Genomic DNA, 12,145 nt, shown 5'->3' with positions numbered 1-12,145 from the left:
GTGCGCGCAGCGAGTGTTCCAAGAGCATCAAACGTCAGGGAAGGGTCTGGTGGCACTCATGTGAACTCATCGCTACGGCAGGTGTGCGGAACCGGCCACCCGGGGAGGTCGCGATCATGACAGTGACGAGGACGACGGTACCGACCAGGACAAAACGCCCCATACGGCAGCTTCTTGCCGCTTCTGTGGGCAATGCCGTCGAGTGGTACGACTGGTACGCCTACACGTTCCTGGCGACCTACCTCGCCCGGGCGGTGTTCCCCAAGGGCACGGGGAACTCCCTGGTGCCGCTGCTGTCGACGTTCGCCGTGTTCGCCGTCGGCTTCTTCATGCGGCCCGTGGGCGGGCTGGTCATGGGCGCCATCGCCGACCGGCGCGGACGCCGGGCCGCGCTGACGGTCACCATCCTGCTGATGGGCGGCAGCAGCCTGCTGGTCGGTCTCACCCCGACCTACGCCTCGGCGGGGCTCGCGGCGCCGGTGGTGCTGGTCGCCGCCCGACTGCTCCAGGGGCTTTCGGTGGGCGGGGAGTTCGCCGCCTCGACCACTTTCCTGGTGGAGTCGGCGGGCCCGGGCCGGCGCGGGCTGTTCTCCAGCTTCCAGTACGTCTCCACGACCGCGGGACAGCTCGTCGCCTCCGGGATCGCGACGCTGCTCGTCGACACCCTCGCCGAGTCCTCGATGAACGGCTGGGGCTGGCGCGTGCCGTTCTGGCTCGGTGGCCTGTTCAGCCTGGTCGGGTTCTGGATCCGGCGGGGCGCCGAGGAGACCCGCAGCGACGAACAGCAGCGGGCGCCCAGGCCCGGCCTGTTCGAGGCGCTGCGTCGCCATCCACGGCAGTCACTGCTGATCGCCGGCATCACCGCGGGCGGCACCCTCGCCTACTACACCTGGACGTCGTACCTGCCCACCTACGCCGAACTCGAGGCGGGCGTCGCGAAGCCCGACGCGCTGCTCGCGGGGACGATCTCACTGGCGTTCTTCGCCGTGCTGCAGCCGCTCGGCGGGCTGCTCTCCGACCGGCTCGGCCGCCGCCCCCTGCTGCTGTTCTTCGGGCTGGGCTTCGCGCTGCTGTGCGTGCCGCTGCTGCACGCGCTGCGCGACTCCTTCGCTGTGCTGCTGCTGGTGCAGTGCGCGGGCATGGTGCTGCTGACCGGCTTCACCTCCATCAGCGCCGCCGTCAACGCCGAGGTGTTCCCGCCTCGCGTGCGCGCGGCCGGTATCGGCTTTCCGTACTCGCTCACGGTCGCCCTCTTCGGCGGCACCGCGCCGTACGTCGGCACGCTGTTCAAGCAGTGGGGGCAGGCGGGCCTGTTCCCCTGGTACGTCGCCGTGCTGTGCCTGGTGTCCTCGCTGGTGTACCTGCGGCTGCCCGAGACCGCCCACCGGGAACTGGAGCGCTGACCGACCGGAGCCCTGCCCCGGGCCGTCACACCCGGCTGCCGGTCGCCGTGTCGGCGGACAGCCGCTGGGCGACGTAGATCGGGACGACGGAGAGCAGGACCAGGACGGCCGCGACCACGTTCACCACCGGGGCCTGCTGCGGGCGGGTCATGTTCTCGAAGATCCACAACGGCAGGGTCTGCACCCCGGGTCCGGCGGTGAACGTGGTCACCACGATCTCGTCGAAGGACAGCGCGAACGCCAGCAGCCCGCCCGCCAGCAGCGCGGTGCGCACCAGAGGGAAGGTGACGTCGGCGAAGGCCCGGAAGGTGTGCGCGCCGAGGTCGGCGGCGGCCTCCTCGTACGAGCGGGAGGTGCGCCGCAGGCGCGCCACCACGTTGTTGAACACCACGACGATGCAGAAGGTGGCGTGCCCGACGACCACGGTGAACAGGCCGAGGCCCACACCGAGCGGTTCGAGCACCGTGGAGAAGGCGGAGTTGAGCGCGATGCCGGTGACGATGCCGGGCAGCGCGATCGGCAGGACGACGACGAAGGACAGCGCGTCGCGGCCGAAGAAGCGGTACCGGGCGACGGCGAAGGCGATCAGCGTGCCCAGCACCAGGGCGATCGCGGTCGCTCCGAGGCCGGCCTTCACCGACACCCACAGGGCCGCGCGGGCCCCGGAGTTCTCCCAGGCCACCTGCCACCAGTGCAGGGTCAGCCCGGGTGGCGGCCAGCTCGCGCTGCGGTCCGGGCTCAGGGAGTTGACCAGGACCAGCAGCAGCGGCACGTAGATCACCGCGAAGCCGAGCCCGGCGGCGGTGCGCAGCGCGATGCGCGCGGGACGGGACAGTTGCACGAGTCGGACACCTCCTCTACAGGCTGCTGAGCGCACCCGTGCGGCGCATGGCCAGCAGGTACAGCACGATGACGACGACCGGGACCGTGCCGAGGGCCGCGGCCATGGGCAGGTTGAGTTCGATGTTGGAGTACACGAGGTTGCCGATCAGCTGGGTCTTGCCGCCGACGATCTGCACGGTGATGTAGTCGCCGAGGCTGAGCGAGAAGGTGAAGACGGACCCGGCGGCCACGCCCGGCAGCACCATCGGCAGCACCACGGACCGGAACGTCCGCCAGGGCCGGCCCCCGAGGTCGGCGGAGGCGTCCAGCAGCGCCCCGGGCAGCTGCTCCAGCGCGGTGTGGACCGGCAGGATCATGTACGGCAGCCACAGGTACGTCAGGGTCAGCACCGTCGCCGGCAGCCCGAACCCCGGGCCGGACAGCCCGAACGGCTTCAGCATCCAGTCGGCGAGGCCGCCCTCGGAGAGGATCAGCCGCCAGGCGTACACCTTGACCAGGTAGCTCGCCCACAGCGGGGTGAGGATCGCGACCACCAGCAGCGGCCGCCACTTCGGCCGGGCGACGCGGGCGGTGTAGAAAGCGAGCGGGAAGGCGATCACCGCACACAGGACGGTGACGGCGAGGGCGACGCCGATGCTGCGCACGATCACCTGGCGGAAGACCGGGGTGGTGAACAGCGCGCGGAAGTTGTCGGCCGAGAAGACCTTGACGACCTGGGAGGTGAAGGAGTCCGTCGTCCAGAACGCGGCGACGAACAGCACGGTGAGCGAGCCGAGGTAGAGCACCGCCAGCCACAGCAGCGGGGCGGTCAGCAGCAGGGACAGACGCAGGCGGGGGCGCCGGTGCAGCGCCCCCGCGAGCCGCCGGACACGGTCGCGTCCGGCGGTCTCGGGGGTGACGGCGGTCATGGCTTCAGCCCTTGATCTCGGTCCAGGCCTGGACCCACTTGGCGTACGGCACGCAGCGGACGTCCGTGCGGCCGTCCAGGCACTGCTCGATGGGCGTGTTCCAGAAGGCGATGTTCTTCCAGTAGCCCTCGTCGGCTGCGTGGTAGACCGTGCAGAAGTTCTTGTCGCTGGTCAGGGCGCACGCCTTGGAGTTGGCCGGGGCCTCGCCGAAGTACTCGGCGACCTGGGCGTTGACCTTGGGTGAGACGATCCAGTCGAGCCACTTGTAGGCGCAGGTGGGGTGCTTGGCCTTGGCCGAGACCATCCAGGTGTCGGACCAGCCGGTGGAGCCCTCCTTGGGCACGAACGCCTTCACCTTGGCGCCCTCGTCGGCGGTGAGGTTGGCGATCACCTGCCAGGTGGTGCCGACGAGGGAGTCGCCGCTCTTGAAGGCGGAGACCTCCTTCAGGTAGTCGCTCCAGTACTCGCCGACGTCCGCGTTCTGCTTCTTCAGCAGGCCGACGGCCGCGTCGAACTGCTTCTGGTCCAGCGCGTACGGATTGGTGATCTTCAACTCGGGCCTGGTGGCCTTGAGGTACAGCGCCGCGTCGGCGATGTAGATCGGCGAGTCGTAGGCGGTGACATGGCCCTTGTACTTCGGGGCGTCGTCGAAGACGGCGGACCAGGAGGTCGGTGCGGGGCTGACCTTCTGGGTGTTGTACATCAGCAGGTTGGCGCCGCGGCCGTGCGGGATGCCGTACATCTTCCCGTGCACGGAGTTCCAGGCGCCGTTCTTCAGGCCGCTGAAGACGTCCCTATAGTTCGGCACGAGGGCGGTGTTGACGGGGGCCGCGTCGCCGGAGGCGATCAGGCGCAGCGAGGCGTCGCCGGAGGCGGAGACGGCGTCGTACTCGCCGGTCTTCATCAGCTTGACCATCTCGTCTGAGCTGGCCGCGACCTTGGAGTGGACCTGGCAGCCGGTCTGCTTCTCGAAACCGGAGACCCAGTTCACCTTGGGGTCGTCGGAGCCGTCCTCGACATAGCCGGCCCAGGCGATCAGGTTGACCTGGCCCTCGGGTGTGCCGAGCCGGGAGGGGGCCTTGAGGTCGGGCGGGTTGAGGCCGCCCGCGCCCGCCTTGGTGCCGGAGGAGCCGCAGGCGGTGGCGGCGAGCAGCAGCGCGGCGGCGGCCGCGGCCTTCCATGCGGGGGTGAAGCGCATGACGTACTCCAGTCGGATCAGTGGGGGACGTGGACGGCGTGGCGGCGGTGCCACTGGAGGCGGACCCGGGTGCCGCGGTAGGCGGCGACGTCCTCGGAGGAGGTCTCGAGGTTCTGCTGGAGGGCGGTGAGGCGGCCGCCGGCGTCGAGGTCGACGAGGAAGCGGGTGGCGTCGCCGAGGTAGACGACCTCGGCGACGGTGCCGGTGGCCGAGGAGTGCTCCGGCTCGTCGGCGCCGTCGGCCTCCTTTCGGACGCGGATCTTCTCGGGGCGGATGCTGTAGGTGCCGGGGGCGCCGACGATGCGGTGGGCGGACTCGCCGTCCAGCAGGTTGGAGGTGCCGACGAAGGAGGCGACGAAGCCGGTGGCGGGGCGTTCGTAGATCTCGGCGGGGGTGCCGACCTGTTCGATGCGGCCCTGGTGGAAGACGGCGATGCGGTCGCTCATCGTCAGGGCCTCCTCCTGGTCGTGGGTGACGAAGACGAAGGTGATGCCGACCTCGCGCTGGATCGCCTTCAGCTCGACCTGCATCTGCTCGCGCAGGCGCAGGTCGAGGGCGCCGAGCGGCTCGTCGAGCAGCAGCACCCGGGGGCGGCCGACGAGGGCACGGGCGAGGGCGACGCGCTGGCGCTGGCCGCCGGAGAGCTGTGCGGGGCGGCGCTTGCCGTAGCCGTCCAGGCGGACCTCGGCGAGGGCCTTGCGGGCGCGGACCAGGCGTTCGGGCTTGGGGACCTTGCGGATCCTCAGGGGGTAGGCGACGTTCTGTTCGACCGTCATGTGCGGGAAGAGGGCGTAGTCCTGGAAGACGGTGTGCACATCGCGTTCGAAGGGCGCGCGGCGGGTCACGTCCTGTCCGGCGAGTTCGATCCGGCCCGCGGTCGGGGTCTCGAAGCCGGCGATCATGCGCAGGACCGTGGTCTTGCCCGAGCCGGACGGGCCGAGCATGGAGAAGAACTCCCCGTCGCGGATCTCCAGGTCGACCCCGGCCACGGCGGTGGTGTCGCCGAACGACTTCCGCAGCTGCCGCAGCCGGACGGCCGCCCCTGCGGCGGGCTCCCCCGGAGTCCCGCCGGCCTTCCCTTCAGCAATCCCCTCCATGGGCGGGAACCTTTCTGACGCCTTCGAGCGTTGACCGATGGAGCGAAAACATATGAAGTCATAGTTCAAAGCTCAAGGCCCCCTTAGGGTAAAGCTTGAGTCAACGCACAAGGTGGTGGCCGTGAAACAGCAGCAGACAGCCGGCGGCGCCCGCGCGGCCGTCTTCGCGCCGCTCGACAGCCGGGCCCGGGTGGAGACGGTGGTGCGCCGGCTCGGCGACGCCATCGAGCTCGGCCTGCTCGCCGACGGCGAGCAACTGCCCGGCGAGAGCGAGCTGGCCGGGCAGCTCGGCGTGTCCACGGTGACCCTCCGGGAGGCACTGATGGCCCTGCGCCAGCAGGGTCTGGTCACCACCCGGCGCGGCCGGGGCGGCGGCAGCTTCGTCTCCCTGCCGGACCTGCCCGCCGAGGAGCGCCTGCGGACCCGGCTGCGCGGCTGGAGCACCGAGGAGCTGCGCGACCTCGGTGACCACTGGGCGGCGCTGTCCGGGGCGGCGGCCCGGCTCGCGGCGCAGCGCACCGAGCCGGAGGACCTGACGCAGCTGCGGCGCACGATGGAGGAGTTCACCGCCGCTAAGGACGCCGCCGCCCGCGCCCGGATGTACGGCCGCTTCCACGTGGAGCTGGCCGCCGCCGCGCAGTCCGCGCGGCTGACCCGCGAACAGGTCGCGCTCCAGACGGAGATCGGGGCGCTGTTGTGCCTGGTCCTCGGTGACGACGCGGGCGCATGTCGTGAAGAAGTCGCGGACCGTCACCGCGCCGTGATCTCGGCGGTGCAAGATGGGGCCCACGACTCGGCCGGCGCGCTGGCCGAGCGGTGCGTACGGGAGTCGACGGCACGGCTGATCGCCGTACGGCTCGCCCTGTAGGCCTGTCACGGCCCCGGCTGCTGGAGGGCGCCATGAGCTCGAGCCCCGGCCTTGCCGCCACCGCTCCGCCCGCGCCGGACCTCGGCGCCGCCCGGCGGGTGGCGCACCGGGTGGGCGGTGCGCTGGAGGCGGTGTTCGCGGCCGTTCTCGCGACCGCCGACGAGACGGCAGCCCTGCTGAGCGCGGTGGCCGCGACCGGCCGCCGCCCCACCAGCGCGGACCTCGCCGCGCTGCGGCCCGCGCTCCATCTACGGCTGCGGCGGCAGGAGTTGATCTCCGGGGTCGGTTTCGTGGCGGCACCGGAGCTGCTTGCGGACGCTCCCGCATGGCTGGAGTGGTGGCAGTGCGGGCCCGAGGGGGACGTACGGCCGCTGCTGCCGTATCTGGACCCGGAGCAGTCGGCGTACGCGGACTACACGCACTGGGAGTGGTTCGCGCTGCCCCGTGACACCGGCCGGCGCGCCGTGGCCGGTCCCTACGTCGACTATCTCTGCTCGGACGAGTACAGCCTCACGCTGTCCGCGCCGGTCACGGTCGCGGGCCGCTTCGCCGGCGTGGCCGCGGCGGACGTCTATCTGCGGCACTTCGAGGCGGCGGTCCTGCCGCTGCTGCGCACCCTGCGGCTGCCGGCTCGCCTGGTCAACGCCCGGGGCCGCGTCGCGGCCTCCGCCGACCCCACCCACCTGGCCGGCTCCCTGACCAAGGGCCCCGACTTCGCCGGCGCCCTGGACCACCCCCACGCGACAGCCCTGCCGGGCCTGCACCTTCTCCCCTGCGGCGAGGTCCCCCTCCTGCTGACCCTGAGGACCGACTGAGCGACGGCGGTGCACTGCGTCCGGGCGGGGGGTGTGTGCTCGGGTGCGGGCAGAGGCCGGGCCGGGGCGGGCCCGGCCGCCCCCTCCCCCGGTGGCACGGGTGCCGTCGGCGACCTGAACGCCGGCGGTGACCCGTCAGGTGCCGGGGGTGGGGACCACCGTGAGGTGGGCCGCCGAGCGGGCTCGGCGGCGGCCGCGCGGGGGCGGGGCCGTGCGGCGGGGCTCGCGCAGGACCAGGGTGAGCCGGGTGCAGCCCATCTCCCGCAGCACCGGCGTCGTCTCGTCGATCAGCCGGCACTCCGTGGCGCCCCGGCGCGGATCGGGGTGCAGCAGCGGCCGTACCGCGCCGTCCTGCCGCAGGCCCTCCTCCCCCACCGCGCGCATCCAGTGGGGCAGCCCCTGCCGGAACGCGGCCTCCATGATCGGATCCTGGGCGATGTCCCGGCGCACCGCCTGCAGCACCGGATCGTGCGCGTGCCGCTCCAGCGCGGTGCGGAACTGCGCCAGCATCGGCAGGCACCAGCTCGTCTCGTGGTCGCCCAGGACCGCGCCCGCGTCCGGGTGGAAGAGCACGAACCGCAGGAAGTTGTCGCCGGGCATCGCCGTCGGATGCGGGGCGACCGCCCGGAAAAGTGACTGATAAGCGGCGTTGGCCAGCACCACGTCCCAGCGGTGGTCCACCACCAGGGACGGCAGCGAGAGCGCGGCCATCAGCGTGGTGCAGTCCTGGAGATAGGCCTGGGCCTCGGGAGAGTCGGGGACGAGCCGCGGCGCCGGCCGCTGCCCACCTGCCTGATATGCCATCGGGAGGTCACCCCTTATGACTCTGCGGCCTTCACGCGGCGCCCCGATCCTCGTGCCCGGACACTTGCCGTGTCAACTATCGTGGCATTCCGCGCTCGTTGACGGCTGAAATTGGCCACAGTTGTGGCGAGACCTGGATGGAAGTTCGAACCAGCGGATAATCTCCGGGCAGTTCACGACTGCCGGTGCGGCGCGACACGCCTGTGAGAGGGCTGTGAGAGACGTGGGAGACCTGTCGGTGACGGATGGCTTCGAGGTTCCGGACGCCACTCCGTCCGCTGTGCTGTCCGCCGTCGTCACCCGGGTCACCGCACTCGCCGACCGGCTCGGCGTGCCGCACTCCGAGGTGTTCGACACCGCCCGCCTGTCCGTGGCCTGCGGTGTCCCCGAGCCCGTGGTCAAGGCCCTGCTCGGCGGCCGCCCGGCCGGAGAGCCCGACGTCCAGGCGCGGTTCCTGCAACGCCTGGACCTGCTGCGCCGCACCCGGCTCAAGCCCAACGGGCGCCGCTACACCCAGCAGGAGATCGCCGACGGCGCCGGCATGTCGCGGCAGCAGGCGGGCGCGCTGATCAACGGCGACCGGCGCCCCACCATGGAGCACTGCGACGCCCTCCAGCGCTTCTTCCGCGTCCACGCGGGCTTTCTGACCGCGGAGGACCCGGAGGCGCTCGCGGGCGCGCTGCAGCGCACCGAACAGGATCTCCTGCAGCGGCTCGCCGACCGGGAGCGGGCGGCGGCCGCGGCCGCCGACGACCCCTTGGAGCGGCTGCTGCAGGACCACGGGGTGCGCGGCATCGCCTGGCGGGCCGCACAACTGCCCACCGACCAGCACCGTGACAAGGTCGCCGAATGGCTGGACATGCTTCTGGAGAGCGTCAAGCGGCCCGAGTCGTGAACCGGGGGAGGACCGTGGGCATCGCCAGGGACATGCGCCGTCTGTGCGGCGCGCTGGTCACCGAACTCGACCTGCCGGCACCGGCACCGCCGGTCGAGCTGTACACCGCGCTGTGCTCCGCGATGGGCCGGCGCCGCGGCCGGCCCGTGCGGCTGCGCACCGCCCCGTTCCCGCCGGGCACGGCCAGCGGACTCTGGCTCGACATGGCCGACCAGGATCTCGTCGTCCTGGAGGAACGCACCGCGCCCGACCACCAGTTGGTGATCCTCGGGCACGAGCTGTGGCACATGCAGGCCGGGCACGGCGGCCATCCCGTCGGCGGCGCGACGGTCGCCGCACGGCTGCTGGGCGAGGACGTCGACCTGCGCGCGACGGTGCGTGCGATCGCGGCGCGCACCCGTTTCGACGAGGGCGAGGAGCAGGAGGCGGAGGCCTTCGGCATGCTGCTGGCCAGCCGGTGCCGTACCTGGCTGGCGGGCTCGGCACTGCGCGCACCCGTGCAACGGGACCGCCTGGCGGGCCGCATCGAGGCCTCACTCGGCTATCTGGGCCCACAGGGCTGAGCGGGACGCCGGAGCGGCTGAGCCCGATTGTCAGTGGGGGACGGCAAGCTGGTCTCATCACGCCTACACGGGGAGGGCCGATGCCGACCACCGTACTGACCGACCGCGAGCGCACCGCCGTTCAGGCCTATCTGCGGCTGCTGCACACCGTCCGGGCCGTCTACGACGACGGGGCGGGCCCGCCCGGGGTGCCCGGCCCTCCCCCGGTCCCGACCGCGGTCCTGGCCGAGGCGGACCAGGCCCTCGCCGAGGCGGGCCTGACCGGCAACGAGGAGTCGTTCTTCCACCTGCTGCACGGCTGGCACGCCTGACGGGGCCGGGGGGCGCGACGCCCTCGCCGGCGCCCTGACGGGGCCCGGGGGCCCGCCCCGCGACCGGCGCGGTGCGGTGCGGTCCGATGCAACGGGACGCCGCACCGGCGCCAGCGGGGCCGACCCCGCTCGCGGCCCGACGCCCTCGCCCGGCGGGGTCGCCTGGCGGCCCGGCCCGGCGCGGCGCGGTCGCCTGGCGGCCCGGCGCGGCGGGGGCGGCCCGGCGGGGCGGGGGCGGCCCGGCGGGGGCGGGGGTGGCCCGGCGGGGGCGCGGGTGGGCCGGCGTGGCGGGGGCGACGGGTCGCCCCTCGCCGGCGTCCTGACGGGGCCCGGGGGCCCGCCCCGCGACCCGCGCGGTGCGGTCCGACGCAACGGGACGCCGCACCAGCGACAGCGGGGCCGACCCCGCTCGCGGCCCGACGCCCTCGCCCGGCGGGGTCGCCTGGCGGCCCGGCCCGGCGCGGCGCGGTCGCCTGGCGGCCCGGCGCGGCGGGGGCGGCCCGGCGGGGGCGCGGGTGGCCCGGCGTGGCGGGGCGGCCCGGCGGGGGCGCGGGTGGGCCGGCGTGGCGCAGCCCCCGCCGCGCCCGCTCACGCGTGGGACACGGCCACCCCCGCGCCGTTCACGCGCGTGGCGCGGCCTCCCCCCGCTGCTCAAGCGTGTGGCACCGTCACCGTCGTCGCGAGTAGGCCGCGGGCTGCTGTCCAGTGGCCCGAGAAGTGCTGGACGACGCGGCCGTTCAGCGACGGGCCGGGGACGAGGAGTTCGGCGCGCAGGGTGCCGTGCGGGCGGCCGTCCGGGGCGGGCCGGAGGTCGATGTCCGCCTCCGTGAAGTCCAGCCAGCGGCCGGTGAGCGGGAACCACGCCTTGTAGACGGACTCCTTGGCGCTGAACAGCAGCCGGTCCGCGTGCAGCCCGGGCAGCGCCACGGCCAGCTCGGCCAGGCGGCGCCGCTCCGCGGGCAGCGACACCGCGTTCAGCACCCCGTCCGGCAGCGGCCGGTGCGGCTCCGCGTCGATGCCGAGCGAGGCCAGATCCGCCGCGGCGACGAGCGCGGCAGCGGCGTAGCCCTCGCAGTGGGTCATGCTGCCGGTCACCCCACGGGGCCAGCGCGGCGCGCCGCGTTCCCCGGGCAGCAGGGGCTGCGGTTCCACGCCGAGCTTGTCCATCGCGCGCCGGGCGCACACCCGTACGGCGGCGAACTCGCGGCGCCGTTTGGGCACCGCCTGTGCCACGACGGCCGCCTCCTCGGGGTGCAGCAGTGCCTCGTCGTCGCCGTCGAGGTCGTAGGTCTCGACGGCGACGACGCAGGACGGCAGGAGTTCCTCGATCACGCCCGGCCCACCTCCGCCGGGAGGATACGGCGCAGCCGCCCCGGTGGCTCGGACCGCTTGCGCCACTCGCGCGGGTAGCCCACCGAGACCTCCTCGAAGCGGACGCCGTCCTGGTGGGTGGTGCGCGGGATGTGCAGGTGGCCGTAGACCATGGCGGCGACGTCGAAGCGGCGGTGCCAGTCGGCGGTGAGCGTGGTGCCGCACCACATGGCGAACTCCGGGTACCAGAGCACCTCGGTCGGGTGACGGTGCAACGGGTAGTGGTTGACGAGCACGACCGGCAGGCCGTCGGGCAGCTCGCCGAGCCGCCGCTCGGTCAGCGCCACGCGGGCCCGGCACCAGTCGTCCCGCGTCGGGTAGGGGTCGGGGTGCAGCAGTTTCTCGTCGCTGCAGACGATCCCGGTGCCGCGCGCGTAGGCCAGCCCCTCCTCCTTGGTCGCGCAGCCCGCCGGCAGGAACGAGTAGTCGTACAGCAGGAAGAGCGGGGCGACGGCCACCGGCCCGCCGGGGCCCTCCCAGACGGCATAGGGGTCCTCCGGCGTCAGGACGCCGAGATCGCGGCAGACGTCGACGAGGTGGTCGTAGCGGGCGACGCCGCGCAGCGCGACCGGGTCGCTCGGATGGCTCCACAACTCGTGGTTGCCCGGCACCCACACCACCTGGCGGAAGCGGCTCGCGAGGGTCTTCAGGGCCCAGCGGACGTCGGCGACGGTCTCCGAGACGTCACCGGCCACCAGGAGCCAGTCGTCGTCGGTCTCCGGGCGCATCCGCTCCACCAGCGCCCGGTTCTCCTGGTAGCCGATGTGCAGGTCGCTGACGGCCAGCAGCCGGCCTTCGCCCCGGGCCCTCGATGTCACGTGCCTTCCCCCTCCGTCGCACGAACCCCCACCACCAGAACACACCGTACGCGGTGGGCGCGCGGCCCCGGAGGGGTGCCCGCGGCGCGTCCGGGGCCCGTCCCGCAAGCCGTAACACAGGCGTTGCACGCGGGGCCCCGGGAAAGCCGTATGATCCCCCCGACACCACCGCCGGGGCTCCCTGAACGCAGGGCGGTTCGGTGTCCCTCCCTCACTTCTGCCCGGGCACGGGCCGCCGAGTCCTGCCCGCA

Annotated in this window: 13 protein-coding genes; 6 read left to right on the top strand and 7 right to left on the bottom strand. The window is 73.2% G+C overall.

Annotation, left to right across the window (positions count from 1 at the left end; genetic code table 11):
• The first annotated feature begins 116 nt into the window (after positions 1 to 116).
• Positions 117 to 1,403: an MFS transporter gene (locus ACZ64A_RS03225; protein ID WP_469807863.1), complete on the top strand. Its 1,287-nt coding sequence runs from the start codon at positions 117 to 119 to the stop codon at positions 1,401 to 1,403.
• Between the two features lie 25 nt (positions 1,404 to 1,428).
• Here ACZ64A_RS03225 and ACZ64A_RS03220 read toward each other — a convergent pair whose 3' ends face one another.
• From ACZ64A_RS03220 to ACZ64A_RS03205, 4 genes are read right to left on the bottom strand one after another with little or no spacing between them, the layout of a single operon-like run.
• Positions 1,429 to 2,244 carry an ABC transporter permease gene (locus tag ACZ64A_RS03220; protein WP_469807862.1) on the bottom strand — a complete coding sequence of 272 codons (816 nt, stop codon included), beginning with the start codon at positions 2,242 to 2,244 and terminating at the stop codon, positions 1,429 to 1,431.
• A gap of 16 nt (positions 2,245 to 2,260) precedes the next feature.
• A complete protein-coding gene (locus ACZ64A_RS03215) occupies positions 2,261 to 3,154 on the bottom strand; it encodes an ABC transporter permease (protein WP_469807861.1) in 894 nt (297 codons plus the stop codon).
• Between the two features lie 4 nt (positions 3,155 to 3,158).
• Positions 3,159 to 4,352 (bottom strand): ABC transporter substrate-binding protein, encoded by a 1,194-nt coding sequence (locus tag ACZ64A_RS03210; protein ID WP_469807860.1) that lies wholly within the window; start codon positions 4,350 to 4,352, stop codon positions 3,159 to 3,161.
• Positions 4,353 to 4,369: 17 nt separating this feature from the next.
• Entirely contained in the window at positions 4,370 to 5,449 is a 1,080-nt protein-coding gene (locus tag ACZ64A_RS03205; protein ID WP_469807859.1) for an ABC transporter ATP-binding protein, read from the bottom strand.
• 121 nt (positions 5,450 to 5,570) lie between these two features.
• Here ACZ64A_RS03205 and ACZ64A_RS03200 point away from each other — a divergent pair, with 121 nt between their 5' ends.
• Positions 5,571 to 6,317: a FadR/GntR family transcriptional regulator gene (locus tag ACZ64A_RS03200; RefSeq protein ID WP_469807858.1), complete on the top strand. Its 747-nt coding sequence runs from the start codon at positions 5,571 to 5,573 to the stop codon at positions 6,315 to 6,317.
• Between the two features lie 32 nt (positions 6,318 to 6,349).
• Positions 6,350 to 7,132: a cache domain-containing protein gene (locus ACZ64A_RS03195; protein ID WP_469807857.1), complete on the top strand. Its 783-nt coding sequence runs from the start codon at positions 6,350 to 6,352 to the stop codon at positions 7,130 to 7,132.
• 135 nt (positions 7,133 to 7,267) lie between these two features.
• Here ACZ64A_RS03195 and ACZ64A_RS03190 read toward each other — a convergent pair whose 3' ends face one another.
• Positions 7,268 to 7,936 (bottom strand): MmyB family transcriptional regulator, encoded by a 669-nt coding sequence (locus tag ACZ64A_RS03190; protein WP_469807855.1) that lies wholly within the window; start codon positions 7,934 to 7,936, stop codon positions 7,268 to 7,270.
• A 238-nt stretch (positions 7,937 to 8,174) separates the two neighbouring features.
• Between ACZ64A_RS03190 and ACZ64A_RS03185 the strand changes: the two genes are divergently transcribed.
• The 3 genes from ACZ64A_RS03185 (at position 8,175) to ACZ64A_RS03175 (ending at position 9,705) form a co-directional block, all read left to right on the top strand.
• Positions 8,175 to 8,831: a helix-turn-helix domain-containing protein gene (locus ACZ64A_RS03185; RefSeq protein WP_469809038.1), complete on the top strand. Its 657-nt coding sequence runs from the start codon at positions 8,175 to 8,177 to the stop codon at positions 8,829 to 8,831.
• Positions 8,832 to 8,863: 32 nt separating this feature from the next.
• Positions 8,864 to 9,394 (top strand): toxin-antitoxin system, toxin component, encoded by a 531-nt coding sequence (locus tag ACZ64A_RS03180; protein ID WP_469809037.1) that lies wholly within the window; start codon positions 8,864 to 8,866, stop codon positions 9,392 to 9,394.
• Between the two features lie 80 nt (positions 9,395 to 9,474).
• Entirely contained in the window at positions 9,475 to 9,705 is a 231-nt protein-coding gene (locus ACZ64A_RS03175; RefSeq protein ID WP_469807854.1) for a hypothetical protein, read from the top strand.
• 651 nt (positions 9,706 to 10,356) lie between these two features.
• Here ACZ64A_RS03175 and ACZ64A_RS03170 read toward each other — a convergent pair.
• Entirely contained in the window at positions 10,357 to 11,037 is a 681-nt protein-coding gene (locus ACZ64A_RS03170) for a 4'-phosphopantetheinyl transferase family protein (protein WP_469807852.1), read from the bottom strand.
• On the bottom strand, positions 11,034 to 11,894 hold the full coding sequence (locus ACZ64A_RS03165) for a metallophosphoesterase family protein (RefSeq protein WP_469807851.1): 861 nt from the start codon (positions 11,892 to 11,894) through the stop codon (positions 11,034 to 11,036). The genes ACZ64A_RS03170 and ACZ64A_RS03165 overlap by 4 nt, the downstream gene beginning before the upstream one ends.
• Positions 11,895 to 12,145: the final 251 nt, after the last annotated feature.

The sequence above is a fragment of the Streptomyces sp. NPDC104814 genome (assembly GCF_055583185.1).
The sequence above is the reverse complement of the archived record's forward strand: the minus strand, read 5'-3'. Positions and strand labels throughout refer to the sequence as shown.

Bases quoted from the DNA above. Each gene is read 5' to 3' on its own strand.
- ACZ64A_RS03225 (WP_469807863.1), top strand. From the start codon at position 117: ATGACAGTGACGAGGACGACGGTACCGACCAGGACAAAACGCCCCATA.
- ACZ64A_RS03215 (WP_469807861.1), bottom strand. From the start codon at position 3,154: ATGACCGCCGTCACCCCCGAGACCGCCGGACGCGACCGTGTCCGGCGG.
- ACZ64A_RS03210 (WP_469807860.1), bottom strand. From the start codon at position 4,352: ATGCGCTTCACCCCCGCATGGAAGGCCGCGGCCGCCGCCGCGCTGCTG.
- ACZ64A_RS03205 (WP_469807859.1), bottom strand. From the start codon at position 5,449: ATGGAGGGGATTGCTGAAGGGAAGGCCGGCGGGACTCCGGGGGAGCCC.
- ACZ64A_RS03195 (WP_469807857.1), top strand. From the start codon at position 6,350: ATGAGCTCGAGCCCCGGCCTTGCCGCCACCGCTCCGCCCGCGCCGGAC.
- ACZ64A_RS03190 (WP_469807855.1), bottom strand. From the start codon at position 7,936: ATGGCATATCAGGCAGGTGGGCAGCGGCCGGCGCCGCGGCTCGTCCCC.
- ACZ64A_RS03180 (WP_469809037.1), top strand. From the start codon at position 8,864: ATGCGCCGTCTGTGCGGCGCGCTGGTCACCGAACTCGACCTGCCGGCA.
- ACZ64A_RS03175 (WP_469807854.1), top strand. From the start codon at position 9,475: ATGCCGACCACCGTACTGACCGACCGCGAGCGCACCGCCGTTCAGGCC.